The sequence below is a fragment of the Pseudomonas juntendi genome, assembly GCF_021560075.1.
GTDB lineage: Bacteria > Pseudomonadota > Gammaproteobacteria > Pseudomonadales > Pseudomonadaceae > Aquipseudomonas > Aquipseudomonas juntendi.
Genome location: NZ_CP091088.1, coordinates 788,573 through 808,940, shown reverse-complemented (window position 1 = coordinate 808,940; position 20,368 = coordinate 788,573). Strand labels below are relative to the sequence as shown.

Genomic DNA, 20,368 nt, shown 5'->3' with positions numbered 1-20,368 from the left:
CGGCCTCGTCAGGCCAACGCTTTCTCGATGGCCTGCACCACCGCCGGGTCATCTGGCGCCGTGCGGGGAGAAAAACGCGCCAGCACTCGGCCGTCCTTGCCCACCAGAAACTTTTCGAAGTTCCAGGTAATGTCGCCGGGGAACTCGGCGCCCTCACCCGCCAGCAGGCGATACAGCGAATGGCGCTGCGCCCCGTTGACCTCCAGCTTGCCCGCCAGCGGGAAGCTCACCCCGTAGTTCAGGCTGCAGAAGTCCTGGATTTCCTTTTCACTGCCCGGCTCTTGCCCGGCAAACTGGTTGCACGGCAGGCCAAGCACATTGAAGCCCTTGTCCTTGTAAACCTGATAGAGGTTTTCCAGGGCCTTGTATTGCGGCGTGAGACCACACTTGGAAGCGACGTTGACCACCAGCACCACTTGGCCCTTGAACGGTGCGAGGGGCAGCTCCCCGCCGTTCAGCGCCTCCAGTTTCAGCTCGTGAAATGCACTCATGATGAACCCCCTCTCAGCTTCCGGGTTGCCGCGCAGGCAAATCGCGCCCACTAAAAAGGCGCCCGTTCAAACCGCCCACCTCCCGTAGGAAGGCAGATCGGCTTGCCCGAGCGCCTGGCGACTTTCTGAGCTTAGCGCAGAAAATCAGTGGTGATGGCCACCTTCACCGTGGATGTGACGGTGAGCGATTTCTTCGTCGCTGGCGTCACGCACGTTGACGACCTTGACCTTGAAGTTCAGACGCTGACCAGCCAGCGGGTGGTTGCCGTCAACGGTGATGTCGTCGCCGTCCACGTCGCGGATGGTCACGATCTGCATCTGGCCATCCGGCGCCGAAGCGTGGAACTGCATACCCACTTCCAGCTGGTCGACGCCTTCGAACAGGCTGCGGTTCAGGGTGCTGACCAGCTCGGCCAGGTATTCGCCGTAGGCGTCTTCCGGCTCGATGGCAACTTCCAGTTCGTCACCGGCTTGCTTGCCTTCCAGGGCTTTTTCCAGGCCTGGGATGATGTTGCCGGCACCGTGCAGGTAAACCAGCGGCGCGCCACCGGCGGAGCTGTCGATGGTCTCCCCGGCGTCGTTGGTCAGGGTATAGTCGATGGAGACAGCCTTGTTGGCGGCGATCAGCATGGGGCAAGACCTTTTGCAAAAGAATGTAGAGCGCACCAGTGTAACCAAGCCATCGCCCGATTGCGAACGCACTGGCGTGCAGCAACGGTCCATCAGTCGGATCATCGGCTTTCACCAAGACGAAGACGGCCACTGGGTAGCCGAGCTGTCCTGCGGCCACACCCAGCACCTGCGCCACCAACCGCCGTGGCAGGCACGCCCGTGGGTGCTCGACCCGGCCCAGCGCCTGCAGCGTATCGGCCAGCCGTTCGCATGTGGCTGGTGCGCACAAGGGGCCGATAGCGCTACCCTTGGCCGTTAATTTCTTGCACCGCTTATTTCGAGAAGCACGCATGCAGACATTTTTCATTGCGCCGACCGACTTTGGTGTCGGCCTGACGTCGATCAGCCTGGGCCTGGTGCGTACCCTGGAACGGGCCGGGCTGAAGGTGGGTTTCTTCAAGCCCATCGCCCAGCCCCACCCGGGCGACACCGGCCCCGAACGCTCCAGCGAACTGGTCGCCCGTACCCACGGCATCAAGCCCCCCGTGCCCATGAGCCTGGCCCAGGTCGTGCGCATGCTCGGCGATGGCCAACTGGACGAACTGCTGGAAGAAATCATCCGGCTTTACCAGCAAGCCTGCATCGGCAATGACGTGGTCGTGGTCGAAGGCATGGTGCCCACGCGCCACGCCAGCTATGCCGCGCGGGTCAACCTGCACCTGGCCAAGAGCCTGGATGCCGAGGTGATCCTGGTCTCGGCGCCGGAAAACGAAGTGCTCAGCGAGCTGTCCGGGCGGGTCGAACTGCAGGCGCAACTGTTCGGCGGCCCACGCGACCCGAAAGTACTGGGGGTGATCCTCAACAAGGTCCGCACCGACGAAAGCATGGCCGACTTCGCCACCCGCCTGCGCGAACACTCGCCGCTGCTGCGCGGCAATGACTTTCGCCTGCTGGGCTGCATCCCCTATCAACCCGAGCTGAACGCACCGCGCACCCGCGACGTGGCCGAGTTGCTTGGCGCCCAGGTGCTCAATGCCGGCGATTACGAACAACGGCGCATGAGCAAGATCATCATCTGTGCGCGCACCGTGGCCAATACCGTGCCACTGCTCACCTCCGGCACCTTGGTCGTCACACCGGGCGACCGCGACGATATCATCCTGGCCGTCAGCCTGGCTGCGATCAATGGCGTACCGCTGGCCGGCCTGTTGTTGACCAGTGACAGCAAACCGGACGCTCGCATCCTCGGGCTGTGCCGCGGCGCGCTGCAGGCGGGCCTGCCGATCCTGTCGGTCAGTACCGGTTCGTACGACACCGCCAACCAGCTCAATTCGCTCAACCGGGAAATCCCGGTGGACGACCGCGAACGCGCCGAGTTCATTACCGACTTTGTCGCCAGCCACCTCGACGCAGCCTGGCTGCACCAACGTTGCGGCACCCCGCGCGAGCTGCGCCTGTCGCCGGCGGTGTTCCGCTACCAGTTGATCCAGCGCGCGCAGCAGGCAAACAAGCGCATCGTTCTGCCAGAAGGTGCAGAGCCGCTGCTGGTGCAGGCAGCGGCCATCTGCCAGGCCCGTGGCATCGCCCGCTGCGTGCTGCTGGCCAAGCCCGAAGATGTCGACGCCGTCGCCCGCGCGCAGGGCATCACCCTGCCACCAGGCCTGGAAATACTGGACCCGGAGCTGATTCGCGGGCGCTATGTGGAGCCGATGGTGGAGCTGCGCAAAAGCAAGAACCTCAACGCGCCGATGGCCGAGCAGCAACTGGAGGACCCGGTGGTGATCGGCACCATGATGCTGGCCCTGGATGAGGTGGACGGCCTGGTGTCGGGGCTGGTGCATTCCACCGCCAACACCATCCGCCCTGCCCTGCAGTTGATCAAGACCGCGCCGGGGGCGAGCCTGGTATCGTCGGTATTCTTCATGCTGTTCCCCGAGCAGGTACTGGTGTACGGCGACTGCGTGATGAACCCTCACCCAAGCGCCGCCGAACTGGCGGAGATTGCCCGGCAAAGTGCCGAATCGGCGCAAGCCTTCGGCATCGCGCCACGGGTGGCGATGATCAGTTATTCAAGCGATTCGGCAAGCGATGAGGAAGTGGGGAAAGTGCGCGAGGCGACCCGCCTGGCGCAGGCCGCCACGCAAGGCTTGCTGATCGATGGGCCGCTGCAATACGACGCTGCAGCCAACCCGGCAATTGCCCGGGACTTGGCGCCCACCAGCCAGGTGGCCGGGCGCGCCACGGTCTTCGTATTCCCCGACCTGAACACCGGCAATACCACGCACAAGGCGGTGCAGCGCAGTGCCGACGGGGTCAGCCTGGGGCCAATGCTGCAGGGCCTGCGCAAGCCGGTGAACGATCTGCCACGCGGGGCGCAGGTGGACGATATCGTCCATACCATTGCCCTCACGGCGATTCAGGCCAGCGTAGGGCGCTGAAACAAACGGGGCCGCAACGCGGCCCCATGCCTATTCAGGGATACTGCTGCACCTGGCCCTGCTGCTGGTCATATTGCTGGCCTGGAATCGGCTTCAGGTTCACTTCGACACGGCGGTTCTGCGCACGGCCATTGGCATCGGCGTTGCTGGCGATCGGCTGGTCCGGGCCCATGCCACGTACCGACAGGCGCGAGCTGTCCACACCCTGCGAAGTCAGGTAGGTGCTGACGGCCTGCGCCCGGCGCTGGGACAGGTCCATGTTGTGCTGGCGGCTGCCGGTGCTGTCGGTGAAACCGACCACTTCGATGGTGTTCTGGTTGAACTGCTTGAACGAGCTGGCGAGGTTGTTCAGCGGCTGGTAGAAGCTTGGCGCGATGTTGGCCGAATCGGTGGCGAAGGTGATGTTGCCCGGCATGATCAGCTTGATCTGGTCACCCTGGCGCTGCACTTCCACACCGGTGTTTGCCATTTGCGCGCGCAGCTCGGCTTCCTGCTTGTCGGCATAGTAGCCATAACCGGCGGCGGCAGCGCCCACGGCGGCAGCGCCGATCAGGGCGCCCTTGCCACGGTTGTTGTGGTCGATGGCGGCACCGGCGATCGCACCGGCCAGCGCACCCAGGCCACCGTACTTGGCGGTCTTGCTCATCCCGGTAGAGCCCTGCGCCTGCCCCTGGTTGTCGTAAGGGTTCTGACTGGCACAGCCGGTCATCAGGGCAGCGGCAGTTGCGACGATAATCAGACGACGCATGGTGAACATGGACAAGCTCCTACTCAATTCATGAATGCGACAGATCGCAAATGCATCTATGCCAGCCTTGGAACGCACCGGCAACGAAAAATTCCATGAAAGCGCCTTCATGTGCCATCAGGCACGCACGAACGGGTTTTCGCGCATCTCGTCACCCAGCCGGGTATCAGGCCCATGGCCGGTGACCACGGTGGCCTCCTCGTCCAGCCGGTACAGCCGCTCCTTGATCGAGCGCACGATGGCCCGCTGGTCGCCACCCCACAAATCGGTGCGGCCAATACCCCGACGGAACAAGGTGTCACCTGCGATCAACAGCTTGGCGTCGGCGAACCAGAAGCTCATCGAGCCGGGCGTGTGCCCGGGTGTATGCAAGGCCACGCCGCAGCCGCACGCCAGTTCTTCGTCATCGGCCAGCCAGCGATCAGGCGACGGCACCGGGGTGTAGGGCACGCCGAACATCTGGCACTGCATCTCCAGGTTGTCCCACAGCGCCTGGTCGGCCTTGTGCAGATGCAGCGTGGCACCGGTCAGCGCTTTGAGCTTGCCCGAGGCGAGGAAATGATCGAAGTGGGCGTGGGTGTGGATGATGCTCACCAGCGTCAGGCCATGGGCCTGCAGGCGGGCCAGAATCTTGTCTGGATCACCGCCCGGGTCGACGACGATGGCCTTTTTGCTCAACGGGTCGCCGATGAGCGTGCAGTTGCACTGCAAAGGCCCGACAGGGAAGGTTTCGCGGATGAGCGCAGGCAGGGCTTGGGTCATGGTGTTCTCGCAGGTAAAGCCGGGGTTCTGCGCAAAGCCTGCCAGGAAAAGCCGGCAGGTGCACCCCAATCCCTACGGCAGAAACAACTTGAACAAGCCACCGCCCAGTGCACCGCCATTGGAGATCTCGATGCGCCCACGCACCCCGCCACTTTCATGCAGCGCCGCGATGCGTGCAGCAAAGTACAGCCCCAGGCCGGTGCTGCCGCTGGTCGAGTCGATACCCTGGGTATATTCCTCCTGGCGGTCGAGCATACGCTGTGGATAACCCGGGCCGTCATCGTTCACGCAAATGGCCAACTGGTTGTCCGCCTCCTCGATGCTGATCAACAAGGCATGCCCGGCAAAGCGGGTGGCATTGGTGATGACGTTGGCGATCACCGAGGCCACCAGCTCGCGGTCGAAGAAACCCAGCGGGTTATCCGTGTCGATGCGCCAGGTGGCGAGAATATCGTTGTGCTTGAGCACTTCCTCATGCGCCGCCAGCTGGGCCTCGATGAAATCGTCCAGTTCGTGGTAGTCCGGGCACACCGGCAGTTGGTTCACACCAAGCTTGTACAACCCCAGCAGCTGCACCAGCATGCCGTTGAGGTGACGAAACTCGTGCTCCATGATCCCTTGCTCGGCGCCGCCGCGCAGTTCCTCGGGCAGACGCTCCACCCACTGGCCGTGGCACTGGATCAACGCCGCCAGGGAGCTCTTGAGGTCGTGCACGGTGGAGGCGATCACCGTGGAAAAATCCAGCCCCTGATTGTCTTGATTCATGCGCCGAACACTCGGATGTGCAGTTTGCGGTAACGGTCATAGCGATTGTCGCTGGCAGGGATACCGGCCACGCTGGTCAAGGCGTCGCGGCATTCCTGCATGATCGCGGGCTGGGGGGTTTCACCACCAATGCGCAGCAGCGCCTGGGCGGTGTTCAGGGCGATGCTGATGTTCCTGGGCTGTAGACCCAGCGCCTTGCGGAACAGTTGCAACGCCTCGCCGAGCTGCCCTCCCTGGTAACTGCGCACACCCTGGCGATTGAGGGTGACCGCTTCGGTAATGGCGTTGAGCACACTCGGGTCGTCCGTCAGCTTGCCCACTTTTTCCATGACCTTGGGGTCATCGCCATAACTTTCCACACAGCTTTTCAGTACGCCGATGGCGGCGGCTTCCTGGCCCATCGCCTGCAACTGCGCGGCGACGGTGAGGGCCGAATCGACCGAGAAGAACTGGTTCATCTTGTCCAGGCGCAGAATGGCCTGATCGGTCAGCTTGGCAGCCGTCTCCGGGTCACCGGCCTGTTGCAGGCTGGCGGCCTTCATCATCCGCGCACGCACCTGCAAGCCTTGGTCTTCGGGGTTTTCCTTGGCCACTTCACTGAGCGTGGTGTTGATCTCGACGCGGGTACGGGCGTCCAGGCCAAAGCCTGCATTCTTGCTCATCAGCGCCTGCACCAGGCCCAGGTTGTTTTCCGGGTCTTTGTAGCGCGAACTCTGCCCTTGGTTCACCGCATGGCGGAAGGCCTTGGAAGCGCTTTCGAAGTCTTCGTTTTCCAACGCCAGCTTGCCCAGGGTCGACTGCCGCCGCACCGACAGTGGCGACAGGCGCACAGCCTCTTCCAGCAGGCTCTGCGCACGCTTGCTTTCGCCCTGGGCCACCAGCACTTCGGCCATGCCATCGTACAAGGATGGCATGATCGGGAAGGCTTTGAGCGCCTGCTCGTAGACGCCCTGGGCCTGGGCATTCTGGCCACGTTTGTGCATCAGGGCCCCCAGCGCCGCGTACACCCACGGTTGCGGGCGGCTGGCGAGAATGGCCTTGAGGAATTTCTCCAGCTCATCGAAGCGGTTGAGGTTGCGCAAGGCATCGGCCCGGTAGCGCAGGCACAGGGGTGCCAGGCGCGGGTCCCTTTTGCACAGCTCGGCGCATGCCGCCAGCACCTCGCCCGGGCGGTTGCGGTCCAGCGCCTGCAATATCGGCTTGAGCAGGGTTTTGCGCTGGAACAGCTTCTCGACCCGCTGGGCCAGCCCCACCCGGTTGAACGGCTTGGTCAGGTAGGCGTCGGGCTCGTGCTCGATGGCACTGAGAACGATGGCCTGGCTGCTCTCGGCGGTGACCATGATGAACACGCACTCATGGCTGATGTGCTTGTCGATGATCAGGTCTTCGAGTACCTGCTGGCCATTCTTCTTGCCATCGCCCAGGTGGAAGTCCTGCAGGATGAAGTCATAGCGCTTCTGCGCGCACATGCGCAGCGCCTGCTCGCCGCTGTCGGCGGTGTCGACGTCGCGCACACCCAACTCGCGCAACATGGACCGGGTCGACGTGCGAAAGTCGGTGAAATCGTCGACGATCAGAAAGCTCTTTTGCCCGTACTGCAGCATCAACACGACCTGCCCTGGAATGATTGAAAAATCGCGCGAGGCGATGCCACCGATCGCTGTATCGGCAGCTGGCCGGGAAAGATGAGCATCGAGCATTATCGGCCGCGAACATGGCCCGAGGCCATTACTTTAACGGGCGGTAGCCAGCACCGCCAGCACTACGCCAGCAACCCCAGTGACTTGGCCTTGGCCACCGCCTGGGTCCGCCGCTCCACGCCCAGCTTGCTGTTGATATGGCTGGCGTGGGTTTTGACCGTGTGCAAGGAAATGAACAAGCGCTCGCTGATCTGCTGGTTGGAGCAACCTTGGGCGATCAGTTCGAGGACTGCCAGCTCCCGCCCGCTCAGGGCCTCGCTGCTACCGCATGGGGCGCTTGGCAACGCTGGCAAATGCCCCAGCAGGTCGACCTGCACCGGGCAGCCGGCCCTGGCCAGCAACTGCTCTTGCAGCCACTGCGGGTGCCGTTGCAGCAACGGCTGGAACGGTTGCAGCACGCCCCCGCGTGCGGCCTCCAGCAAGCCGGGCAACAACTGCGCGGCCTGGCCATCGCGGCCTTCGTCCAGCAACAGCAGCATCCACTGGCTGAGCGCGCTGACGGTGAGCATCATGCCGCCGCTGGCCTGGCCGCGCTCGACCAGCCCGGCCAGGCGCTCGAGCGCCTCTGTGCGGCGTGACAGCACACGTTCGAGCAGCGCCTGCTGCAGGGCGATATGCACCGGCAGCAGCGGGTGAAACTCTGGCGCCGCCGCCGGCTGCTCACCGCCATAGGTCTGGCCCAGGCGCAGCAACCAGGACTCGGCCAGGTCGACGCGCCCCTGGGCCAGCCACAGCTCGCATTTGACCAGGGTGATCATGGCCAGGTAGTAAACCGGCGGCACATCCCAGATATGCATCAGCCGTTCCGCCTCGGCCAGTTCGGCAAAGGCCTCGGCGAACTGCCCGTCGCGCCCATCAAGGGTGGCAATCACGCAGTGGCCAATAAGCACGCTCATGTCGCGGCAGGCACGTGCCTCGCCCAACCCCGCGCGCAAGCGTGCACGGCCCTGGGCCGGTTGCAGGCGCGAGACCAGCAGGTAGCCTTCATACAGCGTCAGGCGGGCGCGCACCGCATACAGCCGCTGCGCCGAGAGCCCTTGCAGACGCTGCAGCCCCTGGCGCACTTCATCCAGTGCGCGCAGCACCTCGCCACGGGCGTGCAACACCCGCGCCCGATCATAATGCGCCAACGCCTCGAACAACGGGTTGCCGACCCGCTGGGCCAGCTCCAGCGCCTCACGGTTCCAGCCACGGGCGCGCCAGAAGTCGCCATCGGCAATCGCCAGGTTGGACAACGTCGACAAACAGACCAGGCGCTGCCCATAGCGCTTGCCGGGCAGGCTCTGCAGGGCTTCGCCACAATAGGCCAGGGTGCGCTCACGATCACCGCGGCCACGGGCGATGACACCGCTCAGTGCCAGCCACTGGGCCAGCATGGACTTTTGCGCGGTCGCCGAAGGTGCAGGCAGGAAGCGGCTGAGGTGGCCTGCCAGTTCTTCAGCCGCGTCCAGCTGGCAGGCCAGGCCCAGCGCCCAGCTGTACAGCACGATCAGCCGCGGGGTACTGATCAGCAGGCTGTCGGGCAGGTCCATCTTCCAGCGCAGCAGCATGCCGACATTCTGTTCGGCCAGCAGTTGTTCCTCGGACAGGCTCTGTACCAGATCGGCAGCGACGTCGAGGTGGCCGGCACGCAGGGCCTGCTCCACAGCTTCATCCAGCAACCCCTGGCGCTCGAACCAGCGGCAGGCACGCAGGTGCAGGTCGGCCAGTGGCTCACTGGCCTGGCGGCTGCGCAGCAGGTCGGAGAACAGGTGGTGGTAGCGGAACCAGTGGCCATGCTCGTCCAGCGGTACCAGGAACACCTGGTGTGCCTGCAAGAAGCGCAGGATCGCGGCGCTGTCGTCGCGCCCCCGCAACGCATCGCACAGCGGGGCGCAGAAGCGCTCCTGGCAGGCGGTTTCATCGAGGAAGGCCTGCACGTCGGCAGGCAGCATGTCGATGACCTCTTCGAGCAGATAGTCGCGGATCAGGCCCTCGCCCCCGTGCAGGGCCTGTGGCAAGCCCTGCTCGTCGGCGCTCTCGCTGACCGCCAGTTGCCAGAAGCGCAACCCTGCCACCCACCCGTCGCTGCGCTGGATCAGGTTGTCCAGCGCCTGGCCTCGCAAGCCGTTGGGCTGGCGACCGATCACCGCCAGCGCTTCTTCGGCGGTCAGCCGCAGCTCCTGTTCGTTGAGCTCCACCAACTGCCGTGACAGGCGCAGACGTGCCAGGTGCCAGTCCGGCCGTTGCCGGCTGGTAACCAGCAACACCAGGCCCGGCGGCAGGTGGTTGAGGAAAAACTGCAGGCAGCGGTCGAGCACCGGCCCCTGGGCCAGGTGATAGTCGTCGAGCACCAGCAGCAACGGCGTATCGGCACGCAGGTACTGCGCCAGCTCGTCGAGCAGGCCATCGAGCCACTCCTCGAAGGCGAATGGCTGATGGCGCTGGCGCATTTTCAACAGGCCCATGGCCTGGCCGCCCAAGGCCGGGCAGTACTGCTGCAGGCCTTCGAGCAGCCGCTCGAGAAAGCGCCCAGGGTCGGCATCGCGCTGGCTCAGGCCCAGCCAGAGGCTGCGCCAGTGATCGGGCAGCGACTCGCAGAACTCGATGGCCAGCGAGCTCTTGCCGAAGCCGGCCGGCGCATTGACCAGCAGCAAGCGGCCACCAAGGCCGGCGTACAAGCGCTGGCACAAACGCGGGCGCGGCACGTGCCCGTCCGGCAATGGCGGCCGGAAGAAACGCCCGTCCAGCAGGCCCAAGGCCTGAGTCGCGAATCCATGCGTGCGGGACAGTTCTGTCATGGCCGGCTCGTTCTGGTTGGAAGACTACGGCGATATGGATGCCTGCGAGACTAGCCGGTAACGCTACGCATTTGAAGATGATGGAAACAATTGCCATAGAAAAGACTGCGACAAAAAGCGACATGGCTGATGGACACGGGGGTGGGCGGCGGGTTTGGGCAGGTATTCAGCGGACTTATCGCCCGTTCAGGCTTGCACGCCGAGGGCATAGAGCGGCCAATGAAAACGCCCCGGTAAACCGGTAATGCTGCTCCCTCAAGCAACTGGGGCCGCATTGCGGCCCATCGCAGGCAAGGCAGCCACAGGGATCGCATCAGGGCTGACAGGTGTTTGCCACAAGGTATGCAGCGCCTGTTAGAGCGAGCGCCGCCCGCGCGGCGCATCGCGAGCTGCGCTCGCTCCTACGTTTGTTTCGGGCCAATTATGCCTGTGGGATTTGTGCGCGAACGCCTTGGCGCATGCCTCATTATCACGTCGTACGAACAAGGCGGTCGCGCGCATCTGGCACAGGGGTTACTGGCCCGAAACAAACGTAGGAGCGAGCGCAGCTCGCGATTGCGCCGCGCGGGCGGCGCTCGATCTCACAGGCGCTGAAGATGCTCCGGCTACCCTTGCCAGGAACCATAGAATCTCCCACAGGTACAGCGCAGGCCTCAAGAACTGCACGGTCCTGGTAGGAGCGGCCTCGTGTCGCGATGGGCTGCGCAGCAGCCCCAATCAGTGTGACATCACACACAAGTGAACAACATTACGGTAAACCGACGCTTGAATGCGTTCTGCTCAGCGAATGCCGGACTGACGCAGTGCCGCCGGTTGGAAGTCGGCCTTGCTGGCACTGAAGCCGAAGTCATAAGCACGCTTCTCTTCGTTCTTCATACCTAGCGCCAGGTAACGACCAGACTGCAGGTCGTAGATGGCCTCCAGGGTGTACCACGGTACCTCGACATTGTAGTAAGGCTGGGCGTGCGCCTCGGACACGCGCCACAGCTGGCCACGGCCATCGTACTGGTCGATCACTGCGGCCTGCCAGGTGTCTTCGTCGATGTAGAAGTCACGCTTGGCGTAGATATGCCGCTGCCCCGGCTTCAGTGTGGCGACCACATGCCAGACACGGCGCAGCTCATAACGGGTCAGGTCCTGGTTGATGTGCCCGGCCTTGATGATGTCGGTGTACTTGAGCTTGGGGTCATCGAGCTTGAAGGCGTTGGAGGCGATGTACAGCTCCTTCTTGCCCTCCAGCTTCCAGTCATAGCGGTCTGGCGCGCCGTTGTACATGTCCAGGTTGTCCGACGTGCGCAGGCCATCGGCGGCGGTACCCGGGCCGTCGTACGACACCTGTGGCGCCTGGCGCACTCGGCGCTGGCCGGCGTTGTAGATCCAGGCCTTGCGCGGATCCTTGACCTGGTCGAGGGTTTCGTGCACCAGCAGTACGGTACCGGCCAGACGCGCCGGGGCGGTAACTTCCTGCTTGAAGTAGAACAGGATGTTGCCCGGGTTGTTCGGGTCGTAATCCTTCATCTTGTCGCGGAAGACGAACTGGTCAGAAAAGTACACGGGGTTGAAGGAGCCGTTCTGTTGCGGCGTGGCCTGGGTAACCAGGCGGCTGACGCTGCCACCCCGGTAGCGGGTGATGTGGTTCCAGATCACCTCCAGGCCGTTTTTCGGAATGGGGAACGGTATCGCGGTGCGGAAGTTGCTCAGGCCGTTGCCGCCTTCCACAAGGGTAGTCTTGGTGGCGTTCTCCTTGATGGCGGCGAACACGTCGGCAGGCACGGTGGAACCGCGGTGGGTCTTGAATACCGGGATCTTGAAGGTGTCCGGGTAACGCTTGAGCATGGCCATCTGGCCTGGCGAGAGCTTGTCCTTGTACTGCTCGGCGTTTTGCGCAGTGATGGTGAACAGTGGCTTCTCACTGCCGTACGGGTCGGACAGGAAGCCTTTGCCATCGACGCTGCCTGCGGTTTTCGACAAGGGCTGCCATGGGCCGATCGAACCATCGGCGTTACCGGCCTTTTCGGCGCCCATCGGGGTCAGCGTGCTACCCAGCTTGGCCGCCTCGTCGGCGGATACCGCAGCCATGACGCTGGTCGCCAGCAGGGACAGGCCCAGCACACCGGCTTGCAGCAGACTTCTGGTCTTGTTCATGTCGTGTTGTCCTGGATCTGTGGGCTTAGAAATTCACGCCGAAGCTGAGGGCGACGAAGTCGCGGTCATCCACGGTGCTGTACTTGCCGTCGAAGAAGTTGGTGTACGACAGACTCGCCGTGTAGGTGTTCTGGTACTCCGCGTCCAGGCCCAGGCTGACTGCCTTGCGGCCTTCCTCGAAGTTGCCGCCAGGGCCTGGCGAATAGCCCGACACGTCGTGCGACCAGGCCACGCTCGGTTTCAGGTTGACCCCGGCGAACACGTCGTTGTAGTCCCAGATCACGCGGGCGCGGTAGCCCCACGAAGTGCTGGTGGTGTAGCCGTCGTTCTCGCACTTGCGGTTCAGGTTGGCGGTGGAGGCACCCGCACCCGCGCCGGCGATGGTGCTGCTGTTGAGTGCCTGGCAGGTATCTGCGCCGCCGGTGGCGGGCAGCGGTCCTGGGCCGAATACCGGGTCACGGCCGTAACGGGTATCGTGCGCGTTCTCCAGGCCACCGACGTGGGTCACACCCAGCTCGCCGACCACGGTCATGCGGCTGGCGCCCATCACCTGGTCGAAGAAGTGCGTGAGGGTCGTCTGGAACTGAGTGATCTCCTTGCGACGGTAGCCATGCAGGTCCTGGCCAGGGGTGCCTGTCAGCAGCGAGGCGTTGCTCAATGCGCCACCAATCGGGCGAACCCCGGCAAACAGGATGTCCGTGGTATTGAGCTGCACCGGTGCGTTGGGCCGGTAGCTGATTTCGCCGCTCCAGGCGGTGCCAGTGGGCAATGTGGTGGAGAAGCTCAAGCCATACAGGCGAATGTCTTCCGGGTATTCGACGAAGTACTCGGAATTGCCGGCCACGATCAGCGGCGCCAGCGCCCGCAGTTGCGCAGGCAGCGCGCTGAGCCCTGCAAATACCGAAGGTGCGGCCCCTGTGGCGCTGAAGATTGGCGCACGGCTGTGGTAGTTCATGAAGTAGGCACCGAACTCGGTGTCCAGCGGCTCGAACATGTAGCGCATGGCCACACCGAACTGCCCGCTGTCACGCGCATCGCGGTCGGCACCACGGCGCACCATCACGCCCTCTTCGTTGATGTTCACGCCGCGCGTGGCAAGAAACTGCTGGGCGGCGCCCGGTACCGTGCGGCTGCTGTTGAGCACGCGCAGGTTGTCGGTACAGCCATCGGCGATGATGTCGGGTTGCGAGAAGAACGTGCCGCAGTTGTCGACGACCGTCTGGTCCCACTCCAGCTGATAGAAGGCCTCGGCCGACAGGTTGTCGGTCAGGCTCTGGGAGATGTAGAACATGTTGACCGGAATCAGGCCTTCCTTGATCTCGGCACCCGGGCGGCGGAACGCCGACACGTCGATGGGGTTGATCGCGTTGATGCCGCCACCGATGAAGGTACTTTCGCCCCAGCTGACCACCTGCTTGCCGAGGCGAACCGAGCCCGGCTGATCACCGATCGAGTAGTTGTGGTAGACGAAGGCGTCGAGCAGTTCGGCGCCGGACGACTTGGCCCCTTCCTTGCGGTTGGAATCGCTGATGTCCTTGAATTCGCGACCTTCGTCCTTCAGCTCGAAGTCATACCAGTACTTGCCGCGCACGAATACGCCGGTATCACCGTACTTGAGCTCCAGGTCGTGGATACCCTTGAAGATCTTGGAGAAGGTTTCGCCCTTCTTGAAGTTCAGGTGACCGTCGTCGGAGGTCTGCGACAGGCCCTTGCCGCCGTTGTTCACCCCGATCAGGTTCCGGTTGGGGTTGGCGGTCGACCAGCTGGCGCCAATGGAGAGCGACGAGTCGAACTGGCCTTCGATTTCACCGATGTTGAAACTGACAGCGAAAGCAGGACTTGCGAGCGTGGAAGCGATGCTGACGGCCAAGGGCAGCTTGGCCCGGCGCCAGAACGGATTTGCAGATTTCATCGACGCTACTCCATGTACTTTATTGTTATGGCAGTGAGTCCTTTCAAGAACGGCCGAGTGACCGGTTTGCAGGCTTGCGCCTGCGGCGGCACGGCTAGCGCGTGACGCCCTGCCCCATTCCTGAAAATCCCCTGGCCCCGACTATAGCCAGCAAGGCACAGGCGCTTGATCCCTCTAAAGTGTGATTTGCGCTCCGTGCCAACCACTCGTTGGGTTTTTTCCTTGATCGCGTGCTGGCAGTGCTCAAGGATGGCGCATTTTTACCATTTGGCAAGGCGCCAGCCGCTCTAGAACGCGGGTCGCGTTCTGTCGCACGCGACCCGCCCCAGGTTTACAGGGTGGACAGGAAGGCGCTGTTGCTGGCCTGCCACTGCACGATGTCCTGGCGTATGCGCTTCTTGTCCAGCTTGCCGACACTGGTCTTGGGAATTTCAGTAACAACGGCGATCTGGCTGGGAATCGCCCATTTGTTGATATGGCCTTGCTCGACGAACGGCTTGAGGTGGTCCTTCAGCGCTTTCGCATCGATCGCCATGCCCTCGCGCACCACCAGCAGGGCAAACGGGCGCTCGCCCCACTGCGGGTCGGCCACCCCCACCACCGCGACTTCGCGCACGGCCGGGTGGCGGCTGACCAGGTCTTCCAGGTCTAGTGACGACACCCACTCGCCACCGGTCTTGATCACATCCTTGATACGGTCGCGTATGTCGATGTAACCCATGTTGTCGAGGGTGGCGACGTCGCCGGTGTGCAGCCAGCCGCCCAGCCACAGCTCTTCGCTCTTTTCCGGCTCCTTGAAATAACCCTGGGTCAGCCACGGTGCACGCAGCACCAGCTCGCCCTGGGTTTCGCCATCGGCGGGCAGGAAGTTGCCGTCGCCGTCGACAATCGCCGCCTCCACCAACGGTACCGGCACCCCGGCCTTGATACGGTAGGTGACGCGCTCATCCTCACTGCCGGCCTGCAACTCGTCGTTCAGGTGCGCGGCGGATATCAGCGGGCAGGTCTCGGACATGCCGTACGCTGCGGTCAGCTGGATGCCGCGGGCCAGCGCCGCCTGGTACAGCGACCGGTTCAGCGAGCTGCCGCCGATGATGATTTTCCAGCCGCCGAAGTCCTGGCCTTGGGCAGTCGGGCAATTGAGCAGCATCTGCAGGATGGTCGGCACACAGTGGGAGAAGGTGACGTTCTCTTCACGCCACAGCCTGATCAGCATCTCGGGCTCGTAACGACCGGGATACACCTGCTTCATGCCGAGCATGGTGGCCGCGTAGGGAATGCCCCAGGCATGCACGTGGAACATCGGCGTGATCGGCATGTAGACGTCATCGCTGCCCAGCAGGCGCACGCTGTCGATACTGCCGGTGACCGAAGCCTCGGCCAGGGTGTGCAGCACCAGCTGCCGATGGGTGAAGTACACGCCCTTGGGGTTGCCGGTGGTGCCAGTGGTGTAGAACGTGGTCGCCACCGAGTTCTCGTCGAAGTCGGGGAAGTCGTAGCTCGGGCTGGCAGCGGCGAGCAGTTGTTCGTACTCACCCACCAGCCCGGGCAGTTCGGCGGCCTGGGCCGGGCCATCGGTCAGCAGCACGGTCTTGTCGACAGTGGTCAACTGCCCGGCGATGGCCTGGTACAGGCCGACAAAGTCACTGTTGACCAGCACCACCCGGTCTTCGGCGTGGTTCATGGTGTAGAGGATCTGCTCGGGTGACAGGCGCACGTTGATGGTATGCACCACGGCGCCGATCATCGGGATGGCAAACATGCATTCCAGGTAGCGGTGGCTGTCCCAGTCCATGACCGCCACGGTGTCACCGGCCTTGACCCCGGCCTCGGTCAGCACGTTGGCCAGCCGGGCGATACGCTCGTTGAGCTGTGGGTAGGTCAGCCGCATCTGGTCGCGGTAGACGATTTCGCGGGTCTTCTCGTAGCGGCTGCCAGACATCAGCAGGCGCTTGATCAGTAATGGATAGGCATAGGCGCCCTCGGCGGGCTTGATGATGCGGGTCTGCAACATGGATATCCCTTTTCTTGGAAGCGGGCCGGAAAAGTCGGTGGGGAGCTGATCTGGGGAGTTACTGTAGTTCGCCAATGTGACGGCCAAATCAGCCGAAGGAATGATTTGCCTGGCCAAGGTATGAGCCGCAAGGCGTTGACGGGCGGCGAGGTTGAGCTGGACACTGCGCCGGGAGCCCACCACAAACCCGCCCCTGCCCAGGAGATGTTCATGCCCAGCCCGCGTCGCGCCGTGTTTCTCGACCACCAGTCCCTGGACCTCGGCGACCTGGATCTGTCGCCCCTGCAGCAGCAGTTCGACCAGTTCGAGCTGTTCGCCGCCACCGCCCCGGAACAGGTCGCCGAGCGCCTGCAGGGCGCGGTAGCGGTGGTCAGCAACAAGGTTGTGCTCGACGCCGCCGTGCTGGCCGCCAATCCGCAATTGAAGCTGATTCTGGTGGCCGCCACCGGCACCAACAACGTCGACCTGGCCGCCGCCCGCGCCCAGGGCATCACGGTGTGCAACTGCCAGGGCTACGGCACGCCGTCTGTCGCCCAGCACACCCTCGCGCTGCTGCTGGCGCTGGCCACGCGGCTGTGCGACTACCACCAGGCGGTGGCAGAGGGGCAATGGGCCAAGGCCAACCAGTTCTGCCTGCTGGATTTCCCGATTGTCGAACTGCAGGGCAAAACCCTTGGCCTGCTTGGCCACGGTGAGTTGGGCGGCGCGGTGGCGCGGCTGGCCGAAGCGTTCGGCATGCGCGTACTGAGCGGGCTGATCCCCGGCCGCCCGCAGCGCGCCGACCGGCTGCCGCTGGAGGCGTTGTTGCCGCAGGTTGACGCGCTGACCCTGCACTGCCCCTTGAATGAGCACACCCGGCACATGCTGGGGGCGCGCGAGCTGGCCCTGCTCAAGCCTGGGGCGCTGGTGGTGAACACCGCGCGCGGCGGCCTGATCGATGAGCAGGCCCTGGCCGATGCGCTGCGCAGTGGCCACCTGGGCGGCGCTGCCACCGACGTATTGAGCGTGGAGCCGCCAGTCAACGGCAACCCGCTGCTCGAAGCCGGTATCCCGCGCCTGATCATCACCCCACACAGCGCCTGGGGCGCGGTGGAGGCGCGCCAGCGTATCGTCGGCCAGCTCAGCGAGAACGCCCAGGCCTTTTTCGCCGGGCAGCCACGCCGCGTGGTCAGCTGAGCCAGGCGCCGGGCTCTGCTACACTGCGCCACTTTTTTCCAGGAGGCGTCGTTCATGGACCCGCGCAGTGAAGTATTGCTCCGCCAGGCGGAGCTGTTCCAGGGCCCGCTGCTGCTCGCAGGCGCCCCCGCCGACGGCTTGCTCGGGCAGTTGCCCGAAGCCCGCGCCTGGTCGTGGCACGCCGGCGACCAGGCCGTGCTCGAAGGCCGCTTTGCGGGCCGCAGCCAGTATGGCGTAGAGCCCCCGGCGGGCGCGTTCGACAGCGCCGTGCTGTTCCTGCCCAAATCCCGCGAATTGGCCGCCTACCTGCTCAACGCCCTGGCTTCCCGCCTGGCGGGTCGCGCGCTGTACCTGGTCGGTGAAAAACGCGGTGGCATCGAGGGCGCGGCCAAGCTGTTGCAGGCTTTCGGCAAGCCGCGCAAGCTTGACAGCGCGCGGCATTGCCAGCTGTGGCAGGTGACGGTCGACCAGGCCCCGCAGGCGACACCGCTGCAGAGCCTGGCCCAGCGCTTCGAACTGGCCCTGGAAGACGGCCCGCTGCAAGTGGTCAGCCTGCCCGGTGTGTTCAGCCACGGCCGCCTGGACCGCGGCACTGCGCTGCTGCTCAAGCACCTGGACAACCTGCCCAGCGGCCACATGCTGGACTTCGGTTGCGGTGCCGGGGTGCTGGGGGCCACGGTCAAGCGCCGTTACCCGCACAACCGGGTGACGTTGCTGGACGTGGATGCCTTCGCCGTGGCTGCCAGCCGTCTGACCCTGGCTGCAAACGGCCTGGAAGGTGAGGTGATCAGCGGTGATGGCATTGATGCAGCACCGCTCGACCTGAGCCTGATTCTCAGCAACCCGCCGTTCCATACCGGGGTGCACACCAATTACCAGGCCTCGGAAAACTTGCTGAGAAAATTAGCGGTTCATCTGCGAAAAGGGGGCGAAATGCGCTTGGTTGCCAATAGCTTCCTGCGCTACCAGCCGCTGATAGAAGGGGCGCTGGGCAACTGCCAGATACGCGACGAGGCGGAAGGCTTCCGAATCTACCAGGCCGTGCATGGCTGAAAACAGCGCTTGCCGAAAGCGTTTTGCCAAGGCAGAATCCGCTCCGTCCTAGGGGAGTAGTCTCCCGCGAGCCCACCGCTCGCCCGGTACGCGTCAACATACTTGGTCCACAGACCATGGCGCGTGCGACCCCCATGCCCACGTGCATGGAGAGATCCGCATAGACGGATCCGGGGTTTGACAAGACCTATGACACGCACACCTTACCCGGGGCGGGAAGGCTGTACGTGTCATAGCCGTGTCGACCCGCCCCCCGTAGGAATCCTGATGCTGGAATCTCTGTTGGTCCCCACCGCCATCGTTGCGCTCGCCGAAATCGGCGACAAGACGCAGCTGCTCGCACTCATTCTCGCCGCGCGCTTCCGCAAGCCATGGCCGATCATTGCCGGTATCATCGCCGCCACCCTGGCCAACCATGCCGCAGCCGGTGCCGTAGGGGCGTGGGTCGGTAGCTTCTTCAGCGATTCGGCCCTGCACTGGATCCTGGCCGCGAGCTTCACCGCCACGGCGCTCTGGACCCTGGTACCGGACAAAATGGACGATGACGAGAACCCGGCGCGCCGCTTCGGCCCGTTCCTGACCACGCTGATTGCGTTCTTCCTCGCCGAAATCGGTGACAAGACCCAGGTCGCGACCGTAATGCTGGCGGCCCAATACCCGCACCTGATCATGGTCATCATCGGCACCACGCTGGGCATGCTGATTGCCAACGTACCCGTGGTGCTGGCGGGCAACTTTGCAGCCGACAAGCTGCCGCTGACGCTGATCCGTCGCCTGGCGGCCGCGGCGTTCTTCGTACTGGCGATCGTGGCCGTGTACTCGGCGATGAAGGCCAGTGGCTGGGTCGGGTAACCGGAAAACACGGGGGCGCCGTGCGCCCCCACGCTTCAAGCGATCATGGCTTGGCCGCGGCCTGATACAGCGGCATCACCTTGGGAATGGCCGCCTGCAGCGAGGCAATGCGGCTGGAGGATGCCGGGTGAGTGCTCATGAACTCGGGCGGGGCGCCTTCGGACGCCTTGCTCATCTTGTTCCACAAGGTGATTGCGGCGTTCGGGTCGTAGCCGGCACGGGCCGACAACTCCAGGCCGATCAGGTCGGCTTCGTTTTCGTTGGCCCGGCTGTTGGGCAGGGTCATGGCGTAGTTCACCACGGTGTCGGCAATGGCCATGCTGTTCTGGCCCAGGCCAAAGATGGCACCCGCCCCCTGGCGCGCCATTTCCACACCATAGGCCTTGGACATCGCCTCGCGGCTGTGCTCACGCAGGGCGTGGGCGATTTCGTGACCGACAACGGCGGCAATTTCCGCATCGGTGAGCTTGAGCTGGTCGATCAGGCCGGTATACACGATGATCTTGCCGCCAGGGCCGCAGTTGGCGTTCAGTTCGTCGCTCTTGATCACGTTGACTTGCCAGTCCCACTGCGCGGAATCCGGGCGGAACTTGGGGGCCTGGGCAATCAGCCGGCTGGCGATGGCCTGCACCCGCTTGGCATCGGCACTGGACTTGTCGAGCACCCCCTTGCTGGAGGCTTCACCGAGGGTCTGCTGGTACGACTGGGCGTACATCTGGTTGACTTCATCGGTGGAGAGCATGCTGAACATGTACTGCTGGCGCTCGACGCCGACAGCACCGCCACTGGTGGTATTCACCGCCTGGCAGCCGCCCAGCACGATGCCAGCACTCAACAGGCTGACGACAAAAGACTTACGCATGAAAACACTCCCTTTTTGCATGCGCCGTATCCTAGGCCGACTCGCCGGTAGCCGCCAT

General features: G+C 64.0%; 16 protein-coding genes and 1 riboswitch. Of the genes, 5 read left to right on the top strand and 11 right to left on the bottom strand.

Annotated elements, in window-relative coordinates:
• Positions 1-8: 8 nt before the first annotated feature.
• A complete protein-coding gene (locus L1P09_RS03725; RefSeq protein ID WP_009682696.1) occupies positions 9-491 on the bottom strand; it encodes a glutathione peroxidase in 483 nt (160 codons plus the stop codon).
• A gap of 144 nt (positions 492-635) precedes the next feature.
• Positions 636-1,121, bottom strand: a complete 486-nt coding sequence (locus L1P09_RS03720) for an FKBP-type peptidyl-prolyl cis-trans isomerase (RefSeq protein WP_029887748.1) — start codon at positions 1,119-1,121, stop codon at positions 636-638.
• Between L1P09_RS03720 and L1P09_RS03715 the strand changes: the two genes are divergently transcribed.
• The gene (locus L1P09_RS03715; RefSeq protein ID WP_054881935.1) at positions 1,120-1,422 is read left to right on the top strand and encodes a DUF3565 domain-containing protein; all 303 of its coding nucleotides are present in this window, start codon (positions 1,120-1,122) and stop codon (positions 1,420-1,422) included. The two genes, L1P09_RS03720 and L1P09_RS03715, sit on opposite strands and share 2 nt — an antisense overlap.
• Before the next feature lie 31 nt (positions 1,423-1,453).
• A complete protein-coding gene (gene pta, locus L1P09_RS03710; protein WP_054905510.1) occupies positions 1,454-3,541 on the top strand; it encodes a phosphate acetyltransferase in 2,088 nt (695 codons plus the stop codon).
• A gap of 34 nt (positions 3,542-3,575) precedes the next feature.
• Here the strand turns inward: pta and L1P09_RS03705 are convergent, their stop codons facing one another.
• The 8 genes from L1P09_RS03705 to L1P09_RS03670 form a co-directional block, all read right to left on the bottom strand.
• Positions 3,576-4,298 carry an OmpA family protein gene (locus L1P09_RS03705; protein WP_029887746.1) on the bottom strand — a complete coding sequence of 241 codons (723 nt, stop codon included), beginning with the start codon at positions 4,296-4,298 and terminating at the stop codon, positions 3,576-3,578.
• Positions 4,299-4,406: 108 nt separating this feature from the next.
• Positions 4,407-5,051 carry an MBL fold metallo-hydrolase gene (locus tag L1P09_RS03700; RefSeq protein WP_029887745.1) on the bottom strand — a complete coding sequence of 215 codons (645 nt, stop codon included), beginning with the start codon at positions 5,049-5,051 and terminating at the stop codon, positions 4,407-4,409.
• A gap of 72 nt (positions 5,052-5,123) precedes the next feature.
• Complete coding sequence (locus L1P09_RS03695; RefSeq protein ID WP_009682688.1) at positions 5,124-5,816, bottom strand: sensor histidine kinase; 693 nt, start codon at positions 5,814-5,816, stop codon at positions 5,124-5,126.
• Positions 5,813-7,420, bottom strand: coding sequence for a response regulator (locus L1P09_RS03690; protein WP_054881933.1), 1,608 nt, complete (start codon positions 7,418-7,420; stop codon positions 5,813-5,815). Before L1P09_RS03690 ends, L1P09_RS03695 begins: the two co-directional genes overlap by 4 nt.
• A gap of 158 nt (positions 7,421-7,578) precedes the next feature.
• Complete coding sequence (locus L1P09_RS03685) at positions 7,579-10,296, bottom strand: LuxR C-terminal-related transcriptional regulator (protein ID WP_235768504.1); 2,718 nt, start codon at positions 10,294-10,296, stop codon at positions 7,579-7,581.
• 780 nt (positions 10,297-11,076) lie between these two features.
• On the bottom strand, positions 11,077-12,441 hold the full coding sequence (locus L1P09_RS03680; RefSeq protein WP_054881702.1) for a DUF1329 domain-containing protein: 1,365 nt from the start codon (positions 12,439-12,441) through the stop codon (positions 11,077-11,079).
• A gap of 25 nt (positions 12,442-12,466) precedes the next feature.
• Positions 12,467-14,353, bottom strand: a complete 1,887-nt coding sequence (locus tag L1P09_RS03675; protein ID WP_009682933.1) for a DUF1302 domain-containing protein — start codon at positions 14,351-14,353, stop codon at positions 12,467-12,469.
• Positions 14,354-14,684: 331 nt separating this feature from the next.
• Positions 14,685-16,367, bottom strand: coding sequence for a fatty acid--CoA ligase (locus tag L1P09_RS03670; RefSeq protein WP_054881703.1), 1,683 nt, complete (start codon positions 16,365-16,367; stop codon positions 14,685-14,687).
• A gap of 210 nt (positions 16,368-16,577) precedes the next feature.
• Between L1P09_RS03670 and L1P09_RS03665 the strand changes: the two genes are divergently transcribed.
• The 3 genes from L1P09_RS03665 to L1P09_RS03655 all read left to right on the top strand — a co-directional run bounded on the left by L1P09_RS03665 (position 16,578) and on the right by L1P09_RS03655 (position 19,448).
• Entirely contained in the window at positions 16,578-17,543 is a 966-nt protein-coding gene (locus L1P09_RS03665; protein ID WP_029887160.1) for a 2-hydroxyacid dehydrogenase, read from the top strand.
• A 54-nt stretch (positions 17,544-17,597) separates the two neighbouring features.
• Positions 17,598-18,596: a class I SAM-dependent methyltransferase gene (locus L1P09_RS03660; protein WP_009682937.1), complete on the top strand. Its 999-nt coding sequence runs from the start codon at positions 17,598-17,600 to the stop codon at positions 18,594-18,596.
• Positions 18,597-18,634: 38 nt separating this feature from the next.
• A riboswitch (yybP-ykoY riboswitch) is annotated at positions 18,635-18,775 on the top strand.
• An 88-nt stretch (positions 18,776-18,863) separates the two neighbouring features.
• Positions 18,864-19,448: a TMEM165/GDT1 family protein gene (locus L1P09_RS03655; RefSeq protein ID WP_009682938.1), complete on the top strand. Its 585-nt coding sequence runs from the start codon at positions 18,864-18,866 to the stop codon at positions 19,446-19,448.
• A gap of 43 nt (positions 19,449-19,491) precedes the next feature.
• Here L1P09_RS03655 and L1P09_RS03650 read toward each other — a convergent pair whose 3' ends face one another.
• On the bottom strand, positions 19,492-20,310 hold the full coding sequence (locus tag L1P09_RS03650; RefSeq protein WP_054903937.1) for a M48 family metallopeptidase: 819 nt from the start codon (positions 20,308-20,310) through the stop codon (positions 19,492-19,494).
• Positions 20,311-20,368: the final 58 nt, after the last annotated feature.